15 protein-coding genes and 2 pseudogenes are annotated in these 20,747 nt (G+C 72.3%); 15 read left to right on the forward strand and 2 right to left on the reverse strand.

What is annotated here, in order from left to right; translation table 11 throughout:
• Window positions 1-1,273: MFS transporter (locus tag ACFSL4_RS26440; protein ID WP_381087877.1), on the reverse strand; the 1,273-nt coding region annotated here is incomplete at its 3' end.
• 83 nt (window positions 1,274-1,356) lie between these two features.
• Here ACFSL4_RS26440 and ACFSL4_RS26445 point away from each other — a divergent pair.
• From ACFSL4_RS26445 to ACFSL4_RS26485, 9 genes are all read left to right on the forward strand, one after another.
• Entirely contained in the window at window positions 1,357-2,325 is a 969-nt protein-coding gene (locus ACFSL4_RS26445; RefSeq protein ID WP_381087880.1) for a LysR family transcriptional regulator, read from the forward strand.
• 233 nt (window positions 2,326-2,558) lie between these two features.
• Window positions 2,559-3,947, forward strand: a complete 1,389-nt coding sequence (locus ACFSL4_RS26450) for a nitrate/nitrite transporter (protein WP_381087883.1) — start codon at window positions 2,559-2,561, stop codon at window positions 3,945-3,947.
• A 128-nt stretch (window positions 3,948-4,075) separates the two neighbouring features.
• Window positions 4,076-5,227, forward strand: a complete 1,152-nt coding sequence (locus tag ACFSL4_RS26455) for a uroporphyrinogen-III synthase (protein ID WP_381087885.1) — start codon at window positions 4,076-4,078, stop codon at window positions 5,225-5,227.
• Window positions 5,228-5,900: 673 nt separating this feature from the next.
• Window positions 5,901-6,488, forward strand: coding sequence for a CGNR zinc finger domain-containing protein (locus ACFSL4_RS26460; protein WP_381087888.1), 588 nt, complete (start codon window positions 5,901-5,903; stop codon window positions 6,486-6,488).
• Between the two features lie 378 nt (window positions 6,489-6,866).
• Window positions 6,867-7,403, forward strand: coding sequence for a sigma-70 family RNA polymerase sigma factor (locus ACFSL4_RS26465; RefSeq protein ID WP_234517176.1), 537 nt, complete (start codon window positions 6,867-6,869; stop codon window positions 7,401-7,403).
• A complete protein-coding gene (locus ACFSL4_RS26470) occupies window positions 7,400-8,212 on the forward strand; it encodes a zf-HC2 domain-containing protein (protein ID WP_381087890.1) in 813 nt (270 codons plus the stop codon). Before ACFSL4_RS26465 ends, ACFSL4_RS26470 begins: the two co-directional genes overlap by 4 nt.
• 150 nt (window positions 8,213-8,362) lie before the next feature.
• Window positions 8,363-10,672 (forward strand): HelD family protein, encoded by a 2,310-nt coding sequence (locus ACFSL4_RS26475; protein ID WP_381087893.1) that lies wholly within the window; start codon window positions 8,363-8,365, stop codon window positions 10,670-10,672.
• 482 nt (window positions 10,673-11,154) lie between these two features.
• Entirely contained in the window at window positions 11,155-12,573 is a 1,419-nt protein-coding gene (locus ACFSL4_RS26480; RefSeq protein WP_381087896.1) for an NAD-dependent malic enzyme, read from the forward strand.
• Between the two features lie 604 nt (window positions 12,574-13,177).
• Entirely contained in the window at window positions 13,178-13,459 is a 282-nt protein-coding gene (locus tag ACFSL4_RS26485; protein ID WP_007498188.1) for an HU family DNA-binding protein, read from the forward strand.
• A 190-nt stretch (window positions 13,460-13,649) separates the two neighbouring features.
• Here ACFSL4_RS26485 and murA read toward each other — a convergent pair whose 3' ends face one another.
• Window positions 13,650-14,990, reverse strand: coding sequence for a UDP-N-acetylglucosamine 1-carboxyvinyltransferase (gene murA / locus ACFSL4_RS26490; RefSeq protein ID WP_381087900.1), 1,341 nt, complete (start codon window positions 14,988-14,990; stop codon window positions 13,650-13,652).
• Between the two features lie 222 nt (window positions 14,991-15,212).
• Between murA and ACFSL4_RS26495 the strand changes: the two genes are divergently transcribed.
• The 6 genes and pseudogenes from ACFSL4_RS26495 to ACFSL4_RS26520 form a co-directional block, all read left to right on the forward strand.
• On the forward strand, window positions 15,213-15,785 hold the full coding sequence (locus tag ACFSL4_RS26495; RefSeq protein ID WP_381087903.1) for a YqgE/AlgH family protein: 573 nt from the start codon (window positions 15,213-15,215) through the stop codon (window positions 15,783-15,785).
• Window positions 15,786-15,814: 29 nt separating this feature from the next.
• Window positions 15,815-16,093: a DUF3039 domain-containing protein gene (locus ACFSL4_RS26500; protein ID WP_381087905.1), complete on the forward strand. Its 279-nt coding sequence runs from the start codon at window positions 15,815-15,817 to the stop codon at window positions 16,091-16,093.
• A 496-nt stretch (window positions 16,094-16,589) separates the two neighbouring features.
• Window positions 16,590-17,179: pseudogene (locus ACFSL4_RS26505) on the forward strand (ABC transporter permease family protein); the annotation flags it as partial.
• A 4-nt stretch (window positions 17,180-17,183) separates the two neighbouring features.
• Window positions 17,184-18,872 (forward strand): beta-N-acetylhexosaminidase, encoded by a 1,689-nt coding sequence (locus tag ACFSL4_RS26510; RefSeq protein WP_381087907.1) that lies wholly within the window; start codon window positions 17,184-17,186, stop codon window positions 18,870-18,872.
• Window positions 18,873-19,151: 279 nt separating this feature from the next.
• On the forward strand, window positions 19,152-20,045 hold the full coding sequence (locus ACFSL4_RS26515; protein WP_381087909.1) for an FAD binding domain-containing protein: 894 nt from the start codon (window positions 19,152-19,154) through the stop codon (window positions 20,043-20,045).
• Window positions 20,042-20,747, forward strand: a pseudogene (locus ACFSL4_RS26520) ((2Fe-2S)-binding protein); the annotation flags it as partial. The gene ACFSL4_RS26515 and the pseudogene ACFSL4_RS26520, both read left to right, overlap by 4 nt.

A 20,747-nucleotide genomic window follows, 5' to 3' on the forward strand; every position in this document is an offset into this window, starting at 1 on the left:
CCGTGAACCCGGCCGTCGGGGACAGGTGCTCCGCCGCCCAGCCGCCGGTGGCGGAGCCGCAGGCGATGCCGCCCAGCAGGCCCGTCACCGCCAGGGTCATTCCCTCGTTCAGCCGGCCCTCCGGTGTGCGCCGCTGCACCAGGGTCATCGCCGTGACCATGGTGGGGGCGGTGGCCATGCCCGCGAGGAGCAGCGCGGGTGCGAGTGCGAGGAGGGAGCCCGCCGTGCGCGCCGCGAGCAGCGGCAGGGCCATCAGGGCCGTCATGGCCGCGAGGCACCACACATAGCGGCGTTCGGCGGGGCCGGCGGGCTTCAGCGCGCCGTAGACGAGACCGGCCGCACACGACCCGGCCGCCTGCAGCCCGAGGAGGACCCCCGCGGCCGACCGGTGGCCCTGCGCGTCCGCGAACGCGACGGTGACGACCTCCATCGAGCCGAACACCGCCCCGGTGGCGAGGAGACCGAGCAGCAGCGGCGGCATGCCGGGGGCGCGGAGCGGGGGCTCGGCCCGTGCGTGCCGGCCCGGTGGCGGTTCCGTCGCGCGCTGCGCGGTGAACAGCAGCATGCCGGTCATCAGCAGGACCCCGCCGGTCAGCGTGCCGGCCTCCGGGAAGAGGGTTCCGCACAGAAGAGCGGCGAGCACCGGGCCGAGCATGAAGCACAGCTCGTCCGCGACCTGCTCGAAGGCGTTCGCGGTGTGCAGGGACTCGGGGTCGCCGCGCAGCAGATGGGCCCAGCGGGCGCGGGCCATGCCGCCGATGTTCGGCGTGGTGGCGGTGGCGGCGTAGGCGGCGAAGAGAGTCCAGTCCGGGGCGCCGTAGTGCACGCACAGCAGCAGGGCCAGGCCGCCGAGCAGTGCGAACGCCGTTGCCGGGACGGCGATCCGGGCCTGGCCGTGACGGTCCACGAGACGCGCGATCCACGGCGCGACGACGGCCGTCGCCGCGAGGCCCGTCGCGGTGACGGCGCCGGCCAGCGCGTACGAGCCCCGGGAGCCGGCGATCATGATGACGGCGCTCACGCTGAACATGCCCATGGGCAGCCGGGCGATGAGGTTGCCTGTGGTGAAGGCGAGGGCGCCGGGGACGGCGAAGAGACGGCGGTACGGGTTGCGGGACGGTGCCCCGGCCGGGCGGTCGGCGGACGGCGCTTTGGCCGTCCGGCCGGGGGAGGGCGCTCCGGCCGCCGGGCGGCGCCGGGTGAGGTCGGCCAGGACCAGGGTGTCCTGCACGACCGCGGGCAGGGGTGCTGAGGGAGAGGGCGGCTGCGGCATGGCTCAACCGTCGGCCGCGCGCCGCCCCGCGGTCCAACACCAAGTCCGTGGCGATTGACGCGCCCGGGTTGTAAGTTCCCCGGATGTCCGCCACGACCCTCGACCTCCGGCTGCTGCGCGCCTTCCTCGCCGTCGCCGAAGAACTGCACTTCACCCGCGCCGCCGCCCGCCTCTATGTGGCGCAGCAGGCGCTCAGCCGCGACATCCGCCGGCTGGAGCGCCTGCTGGGCGCCGACCTGTTCGTGCGCACCACCCGGCAGGTGGCCCTCACGCCCGACGGCGAGCGGCTGGTGCCGTACGCGCGTCGGGTCCTTGACGCCCACGACGGACTGCTCGCCGTCTTCGGGCAGGCACGCCCCCTGCTGGTGGACCTGAACTCCCCGGGTCTGACGACGGGGCGCCGGGTGCTGCTCAGGGCCCGTGAGCTGGCCCCCGAGCAGGAGTTCATGGCCCGCTACGAGAGCGGTCTGACGGGCGCCGCCGCCGACCTGCTCGCGGGCCGGCTGGACGCGTCGTTCGGCCGTTTCGCGGGCCTCGCACCGTCCCTGCGGGCGGGCCTCGACCAGCAGCCGGTGCGCTACGAGCCGATGGCGCTCCTCCTGCCCGAGGACCACCCGCTGGCGTCCTCGGCGGCGGTGCCGCTGGACGCGCTGGCCGGGCAGACCGTGTACGCCGGCGCGGGCAACCCCCGCACACCGGAGTGGACCGACCTCGCGCACCGGCTCTTCGAGCAGCACGGCATTCACGTCGCGCCCCCGCTTCCGCTGGCCGTCGGCGAGGAGGAGTTCCAGCGGCTCATGGCCCGGACGCGGCACCCGGTCCTCGCCGTGGTGGGCTTCCCGGCCCTCCCCGGGACGGTGCTGCGCCCGCTCGTCGACCCCGTCCCGCTGTCCCCCGTCTCACTGGTGTGGCGAAAGGGCCTGGCACACCCGGGGATCGACGCGCTCCGACGGGCGTCGGCCGAGGTCGCGGCCGCGGAGGGGTGGCTGCGGCGGCCCGACGGGGGGTGGATCCCGGCCGTGGACGCGGGGGTCATGAATCGGGGCGGATGACGCGGCACGTGCCGACGCTCACCGGCAGGAAACCTCTTCCACGGCGATCTCGGCACGTCCGGTGTGCCGTGGCGCCCGGAGCCGGCCTTCCCCCTCACCACGCCCCTGCGCGCCGCGTGAGAGCAACGTTTTCTTCCGGTCACTCACAGCCACAGGCAGGAAACGCGTCCTCCCTACCTTCGGGACTCATCACCGCGCACGACACCCGGGCACCGAAGAACCGTGGAGGCGTCATGACAGCCCCGAGCACAGCCCCTGCACAGAGCAGGTCAGGCCACTGGATCGAGCAGTGGGACCCCGAGGACGAGGCCTTCTGGGAGTCCGGCGGCCGGCGCATCGCCCGGCGGAACCTCGCCTTCTCGGTGATCTCCGAGCACATCGGGTTCTCCGTCTGGAGCATGTACTCCGTGCTGGCCCTCTTCATGGGCCCGGCGTACGGCATCGACCCGGCCGGCAAGTTCTTCCTGGTGGCCGTCGCCTCGCTGGTGGGCGCGGTGCTGCGGGTGCCCTACGGATTCGCCGTCGCCCGGTTCGGGGGACGGAACTGGACCATCTTCAGCGCGGGCCTGCTGCTGGTGCCGACCACGGCGCTGCTGATCGTGATGGAGCCGGGTACCTCGTACGGCACCTTCATGGCGGTCGCGGTCCTGACCGGGGTGGGCGGGGCGAACTTCGCCTCTTCCATGACCAACATCAACAGCTTCTACCCGCTGCGGCTCAAGGGCTGGGCCCTCGGCATGAACGCGGGCGGCGGCAACATCGGCGTCGCCGTGGTCCAGCTCGTGGCGCTCCTGGTCATCGGCACGGCCGGAGCGGGTCACCCGCGCCTGCTGCTGGGGATCTACATCCCGCTGATCGTCCTGGCGACCGTGCTGAGTTCCCGGTACATGGACAACCTCGCGCCGGTGCGCAACGACAGCGGGGCCGCCAGGGAGGCCGTGAAGGAAGCGCACACCTGGATCATGTCCTTCCTCTACATCGGGACCTTCGGCTCGTTCATCGGCTACAGCTTCGCGTTCGGGCTGGTGCTGCAGAACCAGTTCGGGCGCACCCCGCTGCAGGCCGCCTCGCTCACCTTCATCGGCCCCCTGCTGGGCTCGCTGATCCGGCCCGTCGGCGGGCAACTGGCCGACCGGCTGGGCGGGGCGCGGGTGACCCTGTGGAACTTCGCGCTCATGTCAGTCGCGGCCACGGTCGTCGTCATCGCGTCGGTGCGCCACTCGCTGCCGTTGTTCATCGGCGGGTTCATCGCACTGTTCGTGCTCACCGGAGTGGGCAACGGATCCGCGTACAAGATGATCCCCGGCATCTTCCGGGCCAAGGCCGGGTCGAAGGGCATGACCGGGGAGGCGGCGGCCGTCTACGCGCGGCGGCTGTCCGGCGCCTCCATGGCTCTCATCGGGGCGGTGGGCGCCCTCGGCGGCCTCGGCATCAACCTGGCGCTGCGGCAGTCGTTCCTCACGGCCGGCACCGGAACGGGTGCCTTCGTCGCCTTCCTCGCCTACTACGGCCTCTGCTTCGCGGTCACCTGGGCCGTATACCTTCGCCGCCCGGCCGCCGAATCCCAGGCCGAAGCCTCTGCCTCCGAGGCGAATCCCCAGCTCAGCTATGCCGAAGTGTGATGCCGCCGTATGTAACACCGGCGACATGAAGCGGAACCGAGCCTGTCATGCGCCGTTGACAGGCTCGGTCGGCATGTAGGTACGACGACGTACGACCCTGTTGCAGACTCGAGTGCGGGACGAGAGCCATGTACGACAACCAGCAGCGACCAGAACACGGCCCGCTCGCGGGGTTCACCGTGGGCGTGACGGCCGCACGGCGGGCCGACGAGCTGGGCGCCCTGCTCCAGCGGCGCGGCGCGTCCGTCCTGCATGCCCCGGCCCTGCGCATCGTGCCGCTTGCCGACGACGGAGAACTGCTGGCGGCCACCAAGGAGTTGGTGGAGCAGGTGCCGGACGTGGTGGTCGCCACCACCGCGATCGGCTTCCGCGGCTGGATCGAGGCCGCCGACGGCTGGGGGCTCGGGGAGGACCTGCTCGCTCGGCTGCGGGGGGTGCGGCTGCTGGCACGCGGACCCAAGGTCAGGGGCGCCGTACGGGCCGCCGGGCTGACCGAGGAGTGGTCGCCCGCCTCGGAGTCCATGGCCGAGGTCCTCGACCGGCTCCTGGACGAGGGCGTCGACGGCCGCCGCGTCGCCGTCCAGCTGCACGGCGAGCCGCTGCCGGGCTTCGTGGAGGCGCTGCGGGCCGGGGGCGCCGAGGTCGTCGGGGTGCCGGTGTACCGGTGGATGCCGCCGGAGGACATCGCGCCCGTCGACCGGCTCCTCGACGCGGCCGTCACCCGCGGCCTGGACGCCCTCACCTTCACCAGCGCCCCGGCCGCCGCGTCCCTGCTCTCCCGCGCCGAGGAACGCGGGATGCTGCCCGAACTCCTCGGCGCCCTCCACCACGACGTGCTGCCCGCCTGCGTCGGTCCCGTCACCGCGCTGCCGCTGCAGGCCCGGGGCGTCGACACGGTCCAGCCCGAACGCTTCCGGCTCGGTCCGCTCGTCCAGCTGCTGTGCCAGGAGCTGCCGGGCCGGGCCCGATCGCTGCCCGTCGCCGGCCGCCGGGTGGAGATCCGCGGCCATGCGGTGCTGGTGGACGGGGCGCTGCGGCCCGTACCGCCCGCCGGCATGTCCCTGCTGCGCGCCCTGAGCCGACGGCCGGGCTGGGTGGTCTCCCGGGCGGATCTGCTGCGGGCGCTGCCGGGCGCCGGACGCGACGAGCACGCCGTGGAGACGGCGATGGCCCGGCTGCGGACGGCCCTGGGGGCGCCCAAGCTGATCCAGACGGTGGTCAAGCGCGGCTACCGCCTGGCACTCGACCCGGCGGCGGACGCGAAGTACGCCGACGTCTGAGACCGGCCACGCGGCAGCGGCGCTCGGATGAGGCAGGCCGGCGCGAGCGTGGACAGAAGGCCCCTGCGAGGCTCCAGGCGGACCCGGGCGTCCTCGAAGTAGCCGCGCACGGCGGCCGGACCGGCGATCCGCGCCGCGGCGCCGGCCCTCGGCCAGGGCGTGCGGTCGGTGCCGTGCGGGGCCGTGCTGTGCGGGGCCGTGCGGTGCCGTGCGGGGGCGTCCTGTTCATGACGGTGGGTCAGCCTGGGTGGAGGGACGGGCATCGCCGGGACACGGCCGGATCGGTGCCGTGCCGTGCTGTCCGGGGCCGTGCGGGGCCGTGCCGCCATGACGGCAGGTCAGCCTCAGTCGCAAGGACGGGCATTGCCGCGACGCGGCCGGGTCTGTGCCGTGCGGTGCGGTGCGGTGCCGTCCGGGGCGTCCAAGGGCCCGTTTGGCCATGACGGGGGGTCAACCTGGCCCAGCGTGGCGGGCATCGCCGGGACGCGGACGCACGAGCGGGCGCCCACGGTGCGGGCGGGGCCGTACGGCACCTTTTCGGGGCGCTCGCGGGCGGGCACTGTAGAGGTGTGTCCGGGGAGCACGGCCCCCGGCACGCCCTGGCGCGGACATCTCCCTCGACGGACCCACCGGTCGTCGCTCGCGGCGGCAACTCCAAGGCGGTGACAGGCACATGGCATCGGGCACGGCCACGGCCTCGTACGAGCTGCGGTTCGACTCCGGTCGGACCTGCCTGGACCTGCTGGCGACCACGCATCCCGCGGAACGGCTCGAATCGATGGAGCGGTTGCGGGCGTGGATCGCCGGGGCCGGGCTGGTGCCGCCGGGTACGCCGCTGGCCGCGGTGGACGCGGAGTGGCTGGCGGCCTTCCACGAACTGCGCGCCGACATAGGCCGGTTGGTGCGAGGCGAACTGGACGGGCGGCCGGCGGACGGTGCGCTGACGCGGGTCAACGCGGTGGCGCGGGCCGCGCCACCCGCGCCGTGCGCGCTGCGCGCGGAGGACGGCGGGCTGGTGCGTCGGCTGCGGACGCCGCCGGAGTGCGGGCAGCTCCTGGCCGTGATCGCGCGCGAGACGATCGAGCTGCTGACGGACCCCGGGGCGCGGGCGAGTCTGCGGCAGTGCGAGGGCGACAACTGCCCCATCGTCTACCTGGACACGTCCCGGGGCCGGCGCCGCCGCTGGTGCTCCAGCGAGGTGTGCGGCAATCGTGAACGGGTGGCCCGGCACCGCCGCCGCGCGGCCCTGGCCCGCGCGTAGCCCCGAAAACCGCCATCCGGGGCAACTGGCGATCATTCACCGGCAATCGGCGCCACCGTCTCGACGATTTCTCCACCAAGGTTCGGCCAAATTTTCACACGATGATCACGCCATGGTCGGGAGTGAAGGATGCGGCGGCTGTGACCTGGGTCTCTTCGGGGCGGTGTGCGTATGTCCCCTTGGGGGAGAAATGGGTGCCCGCAAGTGCGGCCCCCCACACCTCTCCCAGGAAAATTGCGGTGTCACGTTGAACACGGCGGCGGCCGTCTGCGTACCCGGATGCGAGCGACCGACTGGGGGAACCCCCGGACACCGGAGGTAGGCGTGCGCAAGGATTCCGCCGTGGCTGATGAACGCAGGCCAAGGGCCCGGCATCGCATGACCTCGTCCTCGGCGTCCTCCTCGACGGAGCCGGACGAGGAGCTGATGCGCGCCCTGTACCGGGAACACGCGGGACCCCTGCTCGCCTACGTGCTGCGGCTGGTCGCCGGCGACCGGCAGCGAGCCGAGGACGTCGTGCAGGAGACGCTCATCCGTGCCTGGAAGAACGCCGGTCAGCTCAATCGAGCAACCGGTTCGGTACGCCCCTGGCTGGTGACGGTCGCCCGGCGCATCGTCATCGACGGCCACCGCAGCCGGCAGGCCCGGCCGCAGGAGGTCGATCCGTCGCCGCTGGAGGTCATCCCCGCGGAGGACGAGATCGACAAGGCGTTGTGGCTGATGACACTGTCGGACGCGCTGGACGACCTGACCCCGGCCCATCGGGAGGTCCTGGTCGAAACGTACTTCAAAGGGCGTACGGTCAATGAGGCGGCCGAAACGCTCGGTATCCCCAGCGGAACGGTGCGCTCCAGGGTGTTCTACGCCCTGCGGTCGATGAAGCTGGCACTGGAGGAGCGGGGGGTGACGGCATGAGCAATATGTACGGGGGATTCGGCACCGGCGGCCCAGGGGCCGTAAGAGGGCCACAAGGCCAGGGCGACATCCACGAGACCGTCGGCGCCTATGCCCTCGGAATCCTCGACGACGCCGAGGCGACCGCCTTCGAGGCGCACCTCGCCACCTGTGACTGGTGCGCCCAGCAACTGGACGACCTCGCCGGGATGGAGCCGATGCTGGCCGCGCTCGCGGACCTGCCCGGCAGCCAGGGCAGCCCGGCCATCGGCGAGTCGCTGTCCGCGAAACCCAGTCCACGGCTGGTCGAGCGGCTGATCGACGAGGTCTCCGAGCGGCGCGCCCACAAGCGCCGGCGCCGCTTCTACCTCGTGGCGGCCGCGGCCGCGCTGATCATCGGCGGCCCGCTCACCGTGATGGCGGTGAACGGCGGCGGTGACGGCGGCACCGTCGATCCCCTGGCCGCGGGCCCCGCCAAGACGGCCTTCCAGCACATGACCGACAAGCACTCGGCGGTCGACCCGAGCAGCAAGGTCGACGCCGTGGTCGCCCTGGAGGCCAAGGACTGGGGCACGCACGCCGTCCTCCAGCTGAAGAACGTCAAGGGGCCGCTCAGGTGCTCCCTGGTCGCCGTCGGCAAGAACGGCGAGCGCGAGACGGTCACCTCGTGGGCCGTCCCGACATGGGGCTACGGCATTCCCGGTGCCAAGACCGAGGAGGCGAAGAATCCGCTGTACGTGCACGGCGGCGCCGCCTTCAAGCCGAACCAGATCGATCACTTCGAGGTCATGACGTTCGACGGCAAGCGGCTGGTGGAGGTGAACGCGTAGCCGTCGCCCCACCGGCCGAGCACCCCCGCGGCGGACGTTCGAGCACGCCGCGGGCCGATGCGTGCCGGAAGCCGTGGAGCGGATCCATAGCCTCGTCGGCCCCCCTTCGCGTACGGTGGACGGCTGCCCAGCACGTCAGAAGGGGGCCCGGTGGCCGCTCAGGTTCAACAGGAGACCGCGCTCGGCCCGGTCGGCAGGTCCGCGCACGACTCGCTCCGCGACCGGGAGATCAGCGTCGAACAGGAACACCTCGACCGGGTCTACCGGCGCCTGGAGGAGAAGATCCACGAGGCGGAGTTCCTGATGCGGGACGCGGCCAGGCGCGGGCAGGTCGGCACCCCGGGAGCCCTGGCGGAGCGCGACGCGCAGGTCTTCCGGGCGGGCATCCACCTCAACCGGCTCAACAACGAGTTCGAGGACTTCCTCTTCGGGCGGATCGACCTGCTGCTCGGCAAGGACGGCAAGAAGGGCCCGGACGGCGCCTACACGGCGATCGAGCCCGCCGAGGGCGCGGTGCGCCCCGACAACACCGCCGACATCGCCGAGACCCTGCACATCGGGCGCATCGGCGTCCTCGACGAGGAGTACGCGCCCCTGGTCATCGACTGGCGGGCGCCCGCCGCCGCCCCCTTCTACCGCTCCACCCCGGTCGACCCCGGACGGGTCGTGCGCCGCCGGGTCATCCGCTCCAAGGGGCGCAGGGTGCTCGGCGTCGAGGACGACCTGATGCGGCCCGAGCTGAGGGCGTTCCTCGACGGCTGCGAACTCCCGGTGATCGGCGACGGCGCCCTGATGGCCGCCCTCGGACGGGCCCGCAGCCACACCATGCGGGACATCGTGTCGTCCATCCAGGCCGAGCAGGACCTGGTCATCCGCGCCCCCGCCGCCTCCGTGACCTATGTCGAGGGCGGCCCCGGCACCGGGAAGACCGCCGTCGCCCTGCACCGGGCCGCCTACCTCCTCTACCAGGACCGGCGCCGGTACTCGGGCGGCATCCTGGTCGTCTCGCCGACGCCGCTGCTGGTCGCGTACACCGAGGGCGTGCTGCCGTCGCTCGGCGAGGAGGGCCAGGTCGCCATCCGCGCCATCGGCTCCCTCGTGGACGGAGCCGAGGCCACCCTGTACGACTCCCCGTCCGTGGCCCGCGCCAAGGGCTCGTACCGCATGCTCAAAGTGCTGCGCAAGGCCGCCCGCGGAGCCCTGGAGCTGGGTGATCCGCCGTCCCGGCTGCGGGTCGTCGCCTTCGGCCGCCGCCTGGAACTCCAGGCCGGGGAACTGGAGCGCATCCGCCACACCGCCCTGAACGGCACCGCCCCGGTGAATCTGCTGCGCCCGCGCGCCCGCAAGCTCCTCCTGGACGCGCTGTGGGCGCACTCCGGCGCGGACGGCCGGCACACCGACCCCGAGCTGGCCGCCGAGCTGCGCTCCTCGTTCGACGAGGACGTCGCCTGCGAGGACGCCTTCACCGAGTTCCTGGATGCCTGGTGGCCGGAACTGACCCCGAGGGCCGTCCTGGCGGCGATGGCCGACGAGCGGCGCCTTGCCCGCTGGGCGCGGCGTGTCCTCACCCCCGGTGAGGTGCGCAGGGTCGCGCGCTCACTGGGACGCGGCGGGCTGTCCGTGCACGACGTGGCCATGCTGGATGAGCTGCAGTCCGTCCTGGGGCTGCCGGCCCGCCCGAAGAAGCGGCGCGAGCTGGACCCGCTCGACCAGCTGACCGGGCTTGAGGAGCTGATGCCCGCACGCGAGGAGTCGCAGCGCGAGCGTGCGGAGCGGCTCGCCCAGGAGCGCACCGAGTACGCGCATGTGATCGTCGACGAGGCGCAGGACCTCACCCCGATGCAGTGGCGGATGGTCGGGCGCCGCGGCCGGCACGCGACCTGGACCGTGGTCGGCGACCCGGCCCAGTCGTCCTGGTCGGACCCGGACGAGGCGGCACAGGCGCGTGACGAGGCGCTCGGCACCCGCCCGCGCCGCCGCTTCACCCTCACGGTGAACTACCGCAACCCGGCCGAGATCGCCGACCTGGCCTCCAAGGTGCTCGCCCTCGCCATGCCGGGAGCCGAGGCCCCGTCGGCCGTCCGCTCCACGGGGGTGGTGCCGCGGTTCACGGTGGCGGGGGACGCCCGGGGCGAGACCGTCCGCAAGGAGGCCGCCCGGCTGCTCGGCCTCGTCGACGGCACGGTCGGCGTCGTCGTCGCCATGCACCGGCGCGCGGAGGCGGCCCGCTGGCTGGAGGGGCTGGGCGACCGGGTCGTGGCGCTCGGCAGCCTGGAGGCCAAGGGGCTGGAGTACGACGCGACGGTCGTCGTCTCTCCGGCGGAGATCGCCGACGAGAGTCCCGCCGGCCTGCGGGTGCTCTATGTGGCTCTGACCAGGGCGACCCAGCAGCTGACGGTGGTCTCGGGGGACGGGGACGAGCCGGACGCAAACGGGGTTCCGGACCTGCTGCGGGACTGACCGGGACAGGGCGGGGCCGGGCGGGACTGATCCGTACGGACGGGCCGGGAGGATGAACTGGCCGTACGGGAATGGTCTTTCGGGATCCGTTTGTTAGCCTGGGTGTGGCACCGGCCCGATCCAAGCCCCCGGGCCCAACCTTTGTCGCTTCGAGCGACCACTTGCCGCGAGGCGAGCATGGCGGGTCGGTGCCGCCCGGCGTTCAGAGGTCCGCGTCACTTGTGACGCGGACCTCTTGCTCTTCTTGTTCCCTCCCACCGTTTTGTTCCCTCCCACCGTTCCAGTCGTTTCTCGTATGGTGAAAGTCACTTTCCGAAGACTACGGAAGACGGTACGAGGTGACGGTGTGCGACGCACGGCGACGCACGGCGACGGCCCGGTGAACAAAACGTTCGCAATGCGGTGCGGTTACCGCGTACTCCCCGGTAGGTGCGACGATCGGACGGCACAGCAGCGACAGGTGAAAGCAGAGGAAGTCGGCCATGGCTACGGCGCCCAGCGTCTCCTACTCGATGACGGTCCGGCTGGAGGTGCCCGCGAGCGGAACCGCCGTCTCGCAGCTCACCACCGCCGTGGAGTCCTCCGGAGGCTCGGTGACCGGCCTCGACGTCACGGCGTCCGGCCACGAGAAGCTCCGCATCGACGTCACCATCGCCGCCACCTCCACCTCCCACGCGCAGGAGATCGTCGAGAAGCTGCGCGGCATCGAGGGCGTGACGCTGGGCAAGGTCTCGGACCGTACGTTCCTCATGCATCTCGGCGGCAAGATCGAGATGGCCTCCAAGCACCCCATCCGCAACCGCGACGACCTCTCCATGATCTACACGCCGGGTGTCGCGCGGGTGTGCATGGCGATCGCGGAGAACCCGGAGGATGCCCGCCGCCTGACGATCAAGCGCAACTCGGTTGCGGTCGTGACCGACGGCTCGGCCGTCCTGGGCCTCGGCAACATCGGCCCGAAGGCCGCGCTGCCCGTCATGGAGGGCAAGGCGGCCCTCTTCAAGCGCTTCGCCGGCATCGACGCCTGGCCGATCTGCCTCGACACCCAGGACACCGACGCGATCGTCGAGATCGTCAAGGCGATCGCCCCCGGGTTCGCCGGCATCAATCTTGAGGACATCTCCGCGCCCCGCTGCTTCGAGATCGAGGCCCGGCTGCGCGAGGCCCTCGACATCCCCGTCTTCCACGACGACCAGCACGGCACCGCGATCGTCGTCCTCGCCGCCCTCACCAACGCACTTCGCGTGGTGGGCAAGGCGGTTGAGAGTGTGCGCGTCGTGATGTCGGGCGCCGGAGCGGCCGGTACGGCGATCCTGAAGCTGCTGCTCGCGGCGGGCGTGAAGAACGCCGTCGTCGCCGACATCCAGGGCGTCGTGCACGCCGGCCGCGAGGACCTGGTGGACGCCCCGGCCGACTCGCCGCTGCGCTGGATCGCGGAGAACACCAACCCCGAGGGCCTGACGGGCACGCTCAAGGAGGCCGTGCGCGGCGCCGACGTCTTCATCGGCGTCTCCGCCCCGAACGTGCTCGACGGTTTCGACGTGGCCGCCATGGCCGAGGGCGCGATCGTGTTCGCGCTCGCGAACCCGGACCCCGAGGTCGACCCGGCAATCGCCCGTCAGACGGCGGCCGTTGTGGCCACGGGCCGCTCCGACTTCCCCAACCAGATCAACAACGTCCTGGTGTTCCCGGGCGTCTTCCGCGGACTGCTCGACGCCCAGTCCCGCACCGTCAACACGGACATGATGCTGGCCGCCGCGACGGCCCTCGCGGACGTGGTGACCGAGGACGAGCTGAACCCGAACTACATCGTCCCGAGTGTGTTCAACGACAAGGTCGCGGGCGCGGTCGCCGGGGCGGTGCGCACCGCGGCGCGCGCGGCGGGGGCGGCGGCCCACTAGGGGGTGTTTCGAAAGTCCGGCACAGCACCCACGGTGCCCGGCACGCTCCCCCAGGCTCTTCGAGCAGGGGGCGCCCCCTCTCGCCGCACCGGCCGAAACCCCAAGTACGTTCAGTACGAGGGCTTTCGTCCGGCACGCCGAGAGCACGCACCGGACACCGCGGGCACCGCGGGCACCGCACAGGACTTTCGAAACACCCCCTAGACGCCGGGCCCCGGCGGCACCGTACGCCGCTGTGACCCTTGCCACGGTTGCCCGGCCCGGCGCGTCGCGGAACCCCGGCCGCCCGGCCGCCCTAGGGTGGCGGCCAGGCGGGGCCCTGACGCCCTGCCGTCCGTTGCCGGGAGCGGAGGCAGCGTCACCGCTGTGAGGCAGTGGCGCTTTTCGTGTGACTCCCAAGGGTGTTCTCACGACTCCTACGGGTGCCGGATTGGCTTTCCCGCCGCAGGTGGGGGCAGGATGCGTCTTCGGGCGCGAGGGTCTGACGACGGACCCGGGTCCGGGGACTCACCGAGGACCCTGGCAGCATCGGCTTCGCCGTGCCCGACATGCGGCTCCGCCGCGTGGCACGCCTCAACGGCAAGAAGAACACGGGAGTAACAACATGAACCGCAGTGAGCTGGTGGCCGCGCTGGCCGACCGCGCCGAGGTGACCCGCAAGGACGCCGACGCCGTGCTGGCCGCGTTCGCCGAGACCGTCGGCGAGGTCGTCGCCAAGGGCGACGAGAAGGTCACCATCCCTGGCTTCCTGACCTTCGAGCGCACCCACCGTGCCGCTCGCACCGCGCGCAACCCGCAGACCGGCGACCCCATCCAGATCCCGGCCGGCTACAGCGTGAAGGTCTCCGCGGGCTCCAAGCTCAAGGAAGCCGCCAAGGGTAAGTGATCTTGCCGTCGTACGCCACGGGACGACGTACGAGGCCGTGCCCGCGACGGGACGGCACGAGGGGGCCCGGTGCCGCCACTCGGCGCGGAGCACCGGCCCGGTAAGGCCAAAGGGGCGGTCACCCTGCCGGGGTGACCGCCCCTCGCGTACGTCCGTCCCCCGGCACCGGCCCGCCGGGGCCCGAGGAGGGTCAGCCGAGGGCCTTGCCCGGGAGTTCGACCTTGGCGCCGAGCTCCATGAGCTTCTCCATGAAGTTCTCGTAGCCGCGGTTGATCAGGTCGATGCCGTGGACCCGGGAGGTGCCCTGGGCCGCCAGGGCCGCGATCAGGTACGAGAAGCCGCCGCGGAGGTCGGGGATGACCAGGTCGGCGCCCTGCAGTCGCGTCGGGCCCGAAACCACCGCGGAATGCAGGAAGTTGCGCTGGCCGAAGCGGCAGTCGGAGCCGCCGAGGCACTCGCGGTACAGCTGGATGTGGGCGCCCATCTGGTTGAGCGCGGAGGTGAATCCGAGGCGGGACTCGTACACCGTCTCGTGGATGATGGACAGGCCCGTGGCCTGCGTCAGGGCCACCACCAGCGGCTGCTGCCAGTCCGTCTGGAAGCCCGGGTGCACGTCCGTCTCCAGCGCGATGGACTTCAACTGCCCACCGGGGTGCCAGAAACGGATGCCCTCGTCGTCGATCTCGAAGGCGCCGCCCACCTTCCGGTAGGTGTTCAGGAACGTCATCATCGAGCGCTGCTGTGCGCCCCGGACATAGATGTTGCCCTCGGTGGCCAGCGCCGCCGAGGCCCACGACGCGGCCTCCAAGCGGTCCGGGAGCGCGCGGTGGGTGTAGCCGCCGAGCTTGTCCACACCGGTGATGCGGATCGTGCGATCGGTGTCCATCGCGATGATCGCGCCCATCTTCTGCAGCACGCAGATGAGGTCCTCGATCTCCGGCTCCACGGCCGCGTTGGCCAGTTCGGTCACGCCCTCGGCGAGCACGGCCGTCAGCAGCACCTGCTCCGTCGCGCCGACCGACGGGTACGGCAGCCGGATCTTCGTGCCGCGCAGTCCTTTGGGCGCCTCCAGGTACTGGCCGTCCGCGCGCTTCTCGATGACCGCGCCGAAGTGCCGCAGTACGTCGAAGTGAAAGTCGATCGGCCGGCCGCCGATGTCGCAGCCGCCGAGGCCCGGGATGAACGCGTGCCCCAGCCGGTGCAACAGCGGGCCGCAGAACAGGATCGGGATGCGTGAGGAGCCGGCGTGGGCATCGATGTCGGCGACGTTCGCGCTCTCCACGTGCGTCGGGTCGAGCACCAGTTCGCCGGGCTCCTCACCCGGACGGACCGTCACGCCGTGCAGTTGCAGCAGCCCGCGCACGACGCGCACATCGCGGATGTCGGGGACGTTGCGCAGCCTGCTCGGGGCACTGCCCAGCAGAGCGGCGACCATGGCCTTCGGCACGAGGTTCTTCGCACCGCGGACACGGATCTCGCCCTCCAGCGGGGTTCCGCCGTGGACAAGGAGGACATCGTCGTTGACGGTCATGTATCTCGTTCCGTGGAGTGGGCAGGGGCCGGAGACGTAAGCGTAATGGCCGTCGACCCCCCTTCAGTAAGCCCGCGTACCTCCCAGCAACGTCATAGGTTTGCCACAACACGAACCGTGCGTAACCGGACGCATGGGGTTACCGCTCGGGGCGTGGCCGCATTCACCCATGTACCCGGATTGCCTCCCCATGCGGAGGGAAGATGCGGGATCATGTCTGGCATGACCGAGGTGTCCTCGCTCACAGGGCGGCTGCTCGTGGCCACGCCCGCCCTGGCGGACCCGAACTTCGACCGCGCGGTGGTGCTGCTCCTCGACCACGACGAGGAGGGCTCGCTCGGTGTGGTCCTCAATCGCCCCACCCCCGTCGATGTGGGCGACATCCTGGAGGGCTGGGCGGACCTCGCGGGCGAGCCCGGTGTCGTCTTCCAGGGCGGGCCGGTGTCCCTGGACTCGGCACTCGGTGTCGCGGTGATCCCCGGCGGTGCCTCCGGGGAGAGCGCCCCGCTCGGCTGGCGCCGGGTGCACGGCGCGATCGGCCTGGTCGACCTGGAGGCGCCGCCCGAACTGCTCGCCAAGGCGCTGGGGTCCCTGCGCATCTTCGCGGGATACGCGGGCTGGGGGCCCGGCCAGCTTGAGGACGAGCTGGTGGAGGGGGCGTGGTACGTCGTCGAGTCGGAGCCCGGCGATGTGTCCTCCCCGGCGCCGGAGAGACTCTGGCGGGAGGTCCTGCGCCGTCAGCGCAGCGAGCTCGCGATGGTGGCCACCTATCCGGACGACCCTTCTCTCAACTGATGCCTGTGCGCTTCAGTACGCTTGGCGGTATGAGCACTCTTGAGCCCGAGCGCGGTACCGGTACGGGAACCCTCGTAGAGCCGACGCCACAGGTGTCGCACGGCGACGGCGACCACGAGCGCTTCGCCCACTACGTCCAGAAGGACAAGATCATGGCGAGCGCCCTGGACGGCACGCCCGTCGTGGCGCTGTGCGGCAAGGTGTGGGTGCCGGGCCGAGACCCGAAGAAGTACCCCGTCTGCCCCATGTGCAAGGAGATCTACGACTCCATGGGCGGCGGCGAGGACGACAAGGGCGGGGACAAGTAGCCCGCCGGCCCGCCCTTCGGTGACTGCCGGGCCCCCGGGACGCCCTCTGGTGCGTCCCGGGGGCCTTTGTGCCTTCTTCCGGTCCCGCGCCGCCGCACGGAGCGCGCCGGGCGGTCGCGGAGTGGTCGAGACCTCTTGTGGGCATGTTCATGCAGCCCGTAGCCTCCGATGCGTTGTGCAGGGCAGAACGGCCATTGCGCATGATGCAATGCGCCGGTCCTCGGAGGATGCTCGATGAGGCTCCCAGTCCGCACCGCCGTTCCCCCGGCCGCCCCTGCTCACCCGCGTCCGCGCCCTGCCGGGACTCGCCCTGATGCCGGCCGCGCCGGGCGTCCGGGCGAGCCCCGGAGGAACCGGTGTGCGCGGGCATCCGAGCCGTGCCGGCCGAGGTCCTGGAGGCGGCGCGCTCGACGGCGCCCCGCAGCGGCGGATCTGCGCTCGGTGCCGGCCCCGATGCCCCGGCCGATCCTGACCGTGGTCACCATCCAGTCGGTGATCTGCACGCCTGCCGGAAGGCGTTCGCGTCCAGTCGACCGAACCGCGACCGTGGACGCTGTCCCCGTCGGCGGATTCCTTCCGGCGCGTCTTCGGGCAGCAGGAATTCGGCCGTCACTTCCTTCACAGCGCTTTCGTGGCGGGCTCCCCGGTCGTCGCCTCCACGCTGAACGCGTTTCTCGCGGCGACGGCCGTGACACGATTCCGCTTACGTTTCCGGACCACCCTGCAGATCATGTTTCCGATCGCCCGGACAGTGCCCGTGGAGGCCCTGACCGTCCCCCTCTTCTTCCTTATGCGGGACCTGGGCCGGCACAACACCCTGGGCTCGCTGATCTGTCGCACATCGCCTTCTCGCTGCGCCTCGCGATCTGGATGCTGAGGGGTTTCGTGCAGGCCGTTCCCGAGCCCCTGGGAACGGTTTCCTGTTCGCGAAGTCGTTCATCATCAGCGACATCTCCCGGTCGGCGCCGCCGATGGCGCTCCTCGTCTTCCACCGGCCGGACGGTGATGACGATTCCGGTACCGGTCTTCTTCGTACTCCTGCAGCGCCGGCTGGTCCCAGGACCGGGCGGAGCGGTGAAGGGCTGACGACATGCGCGATGTCCCGCACTCCCGGTACCCCGGACACGGGGTGGTGCCGATCCCCGCTCCCCTCCCCGTTCCCCGGAGCATCTCGCCGTCGGCCGGCACCGGCGCGGGATACGTCATCGACGAGGAAACCGGGATCGACGCGGCCCCGGGCACCGAGCGGGTCGCGCGCTGGCTGAGGGCCACCGTGGGCGCGGCGACCGGGCTTTCCCTGCCGCCGCACACCGGCGACACCCCGAACCGTGTTCTGCTGCGGATCGTCCCCGCTCTCGCCGGGGAACTCGGCAGCCCCGAGGCATACCGCCTCACGGCCGACGGATATGCCCTCGTCATCGACGGAGCGAGCGAGACCGGTGTGTTCTGGGGTGCCCAGACGTTCCGTCAACTGCTCGGCCCGGAGGCATTCCGCCGTGCCCCGGTCACGGGGAGGCGAAAGTGGCCGGTGCCCGCCGTGACGATCGACGACGCCCCCCGTTTCCGCTGGCGCGGTCTCATGCTGGATGTCGCCCGGCACTTCATGCCCACGAAGGGCGTCCTGCGCTATCTGGATCTGATGGCCGCCCACAAACTCAACGTGTTCCACTTCCACCTCACCGACGACCAGGGCTGGCGCATCGAGATCAAGCGGTATCCGAGGCTCACCGAGGTCGGATCCTGGCGGGCGCGCACGAAATCCGGCCATCGCGCCTCGCCGCTGTGGGAGGAGAAGCCGCACGGTGGTTTCTACACGCAGGACGACATCCGCGAGATCGTCGCGTACGCGGCCGAACGGCATATCACCGTCGTCCCCGAGATCGACGTGCCGGGACACAGCCAGGCGGCCATCGCCGCGTATCCGGAACTCGGCAACACCGACGTCATCGACACCGCCTCCCTCACGGTCTGGGACGACTGGGGCGTCAGCGCCAACGTACTCGCCCCCACCGGCACCACCGTCCGGTTCTACGAAGGGGTCTTCGAGGAGGTCCTGGAACTGTTCCCCTCCGGCTTCGTCCACATCGGCGGCGACGAATGCCCCAAGGACCAGTGGCGGCGGTCCCCGGCCGCCCAAGCGCGCATCAGGGACCTGGGGTTGGCCGACGAGGACGAACTCCAGGCGTGGTTCGTCCGGCACTTCGCCGTCTGGCTCGCCGAGCGCGGCCGCCGGCTCATCGGGTGGGACGAGATCCTCCAGGGCGGCCTGGCGGAGGGCGCCGCCGTGTCCTCGTGGCGCGGGTACGCGGGCGGCATCACGGCCGCCCGCGCCGGGCACGACGTCGTGATGTGCCCTGAGCAGCAGGTGTACCTGGACCATCGTCAGGCCGGCGGCGAGGACGAACCGGTGCCCATCGGGTATGTGCGCACCCTGGAGGACGTCTACCGTTTCGAGCCGGTGCCGCCGCAGCTCACCGGGGAACAGGCGCGGCACGTGCTCGGCGCCCAGGCCAACGTCTGGACCGAGGTGATGGAGGATCAGGCGCGCGTGGACTACCAGACCTTCCCCCGGCTCGCGGCGTTCGCCGAGGTCGCCTGGAGTGCCCTGCCCGCCCCCGCGGACCGCGACTTCGCGGACTTCGAGCGGCGGATGGCGGCCCACTACCGGCGGCTCGACGCCCTGGGGGTCGCCTACCGGCCGCCCGCGGGACCGCGGCCGTGGCAGCGGCGGCCCGGCGTGCTCGGACGCCCTATCGAGGGTGCGCCCCCGAACGTGTGAGGCGCTTCCCGAGGGCAGGGCGAGGGGCCCGACTGCCTGCCAACGTGACCCCGCACGGAAGAAAGCCGCACAGGGCTCACCGAAGAGCGGCAATGTGCCTCTGGCGGCGATGTCGTGGCAAAACGGACCATCTCGCCGGTGCGGGGCGAATGCCTCCTAGCGGACCCCCGCGTCGGCGGCGGGGGAAGATGTGCCAGAGTTGCCACGTCCGCCCTGTCGGCACGTACCGTACGGCAACACAGGTGGGATCAGGTGGGGCAGTGGGAAGGGGCAGCCGGATTGACCACGCACGCACCGCAGGCGGCGCAGGCCGTGACGCTGCCCGCCTCGCTGGACGAGGCAGTGGCGGTCCTCGCCGCCATGCCGGCCGCCGTCCCCGTGGCGGGCGGCACCGACCTGATGGCCGCGGTCAACTCCGGGCAGCTGCGGCCCGCCGCGCTGGTCGGGCTCGGCCGCATCAGCGAGATCCGCGGCTGGCAGTACCAGGACGGGCACGCGCTGCTCGGCGCCGGGCTCACCCACGCACGCATGGGGCGCCCCGACTTCGCGGCCCTCATCCCCGCCCTCGCGGCGGCGTCGCGCGCGGCCGGACCGCCGCACATCCGCAACGCGGGCACCCTGGGCGGCAACATCGCCTCGGCGGCCCCCACCGGGGACGCTCTGCCGGTGCTGGCCGCCCTGGAGGCCACGCTGATCATCGCGGGCCCCGACGGAGCCCGCCGCGAGATCCCGGTCTCGCACCTGCTCGCCGGCGTGGAGATGCTGCGCGCCGGCGAACTCATCGGCTACGTGCGCGTGCCGCTGCTGCACGCCCCCCAGGTCTTCCTGAAGGCGACCGGACGCACCGGACCCGGCCGCGCCATGGCGTCCGTGGCCCTCGTCCTCGACCCGGCCCGGCGCGGCGTGCGCTGCGCCGTCGGCGCCATAGCCCCGATGCCGCTGCGCCCCCTGGACGCCGAGCAGTGGGTCGCCCAGCTCATCGACTGGGACAACAACCGCGCGATCGTCCCCGACGCCCTCACCGCCTTCGGGGAGTACGTCGCCGCGGCCTGCATCCCGGACCCGGACCCGGCGGAGGACGGCACCGCGCAGCAGCTTCCGCCCGCCGTACTGCACCTGCGGCGCACCGTCGCCGCGCTGGCCCGACGAGCACTGGGGAGGGCGCTGTCGTGACCGACGACCGGCACGAGGAGCAGGACGGCCGCGGCTCCTGGGAGCGGCTGCCACAGGGGGACTACGACGACGGCGCCACGGCCTTCGTCCAGCTCCCCGAAGGGGGTGTCGACGCCCTCCTCGCCTCCGACAGCCCGCTGGCCGCACCGGGTCACGGCTATGTGCCCCCGACGTTCACGCCGGGCGACGCGGGCGCCGACCCGGCCGCCGGCGGCACCTGGGGCACGCCCGCCGAGGGCGCCCGGTGGCCCGAGCCGAGCGCGGCCCAGGGGGAGGAGGGCGGCGACCGGTTCACGTACAACCCGGGGTCGACCGGGCAGTGGGCCTTCCCGGAGGCGGCGGGCGCGCAGCAGGCCACCGCTGCCGGGCAGGACGTCACCGGGGAGTGGTCCATTCCGGTGGCGGGCGGTGACCTGCCGGACGAATCCGGCGAGTTCAGCACGTCGTCGCTCGTGGAGCAGTGGGGCGGCACCCCGCCCCCGACCCTGCCCGGCGGCGCGCCCGCGCCCTGGGTGACGGGAACGGTCGGGCAGCCGTGGCCGGAGCGGGCCGGGGAGGCCCCCACCGAGCAGGCCGGGCAAGCGCCCGCCCAGGCCCCTGGAGAGCCGTCCGGAGGGGCGTACGGGCACACGCGGGCAGCAGATGCTGCCGGGGCGCCTCAGGCCGCGCAGGAGCCCGTCGGGCCCGGCGCCGAGCGGGACT

Origin of the sequence: Streptomyces caeni (genome assembly GCF_042678285.1) — a bacterium.
Classification (GTDB): Bacteria; Actinomycetota; Actinomycetes; order Streptomycetales; family Streptomycetaceae; genus Streptomyces; species Streptomyces caeni.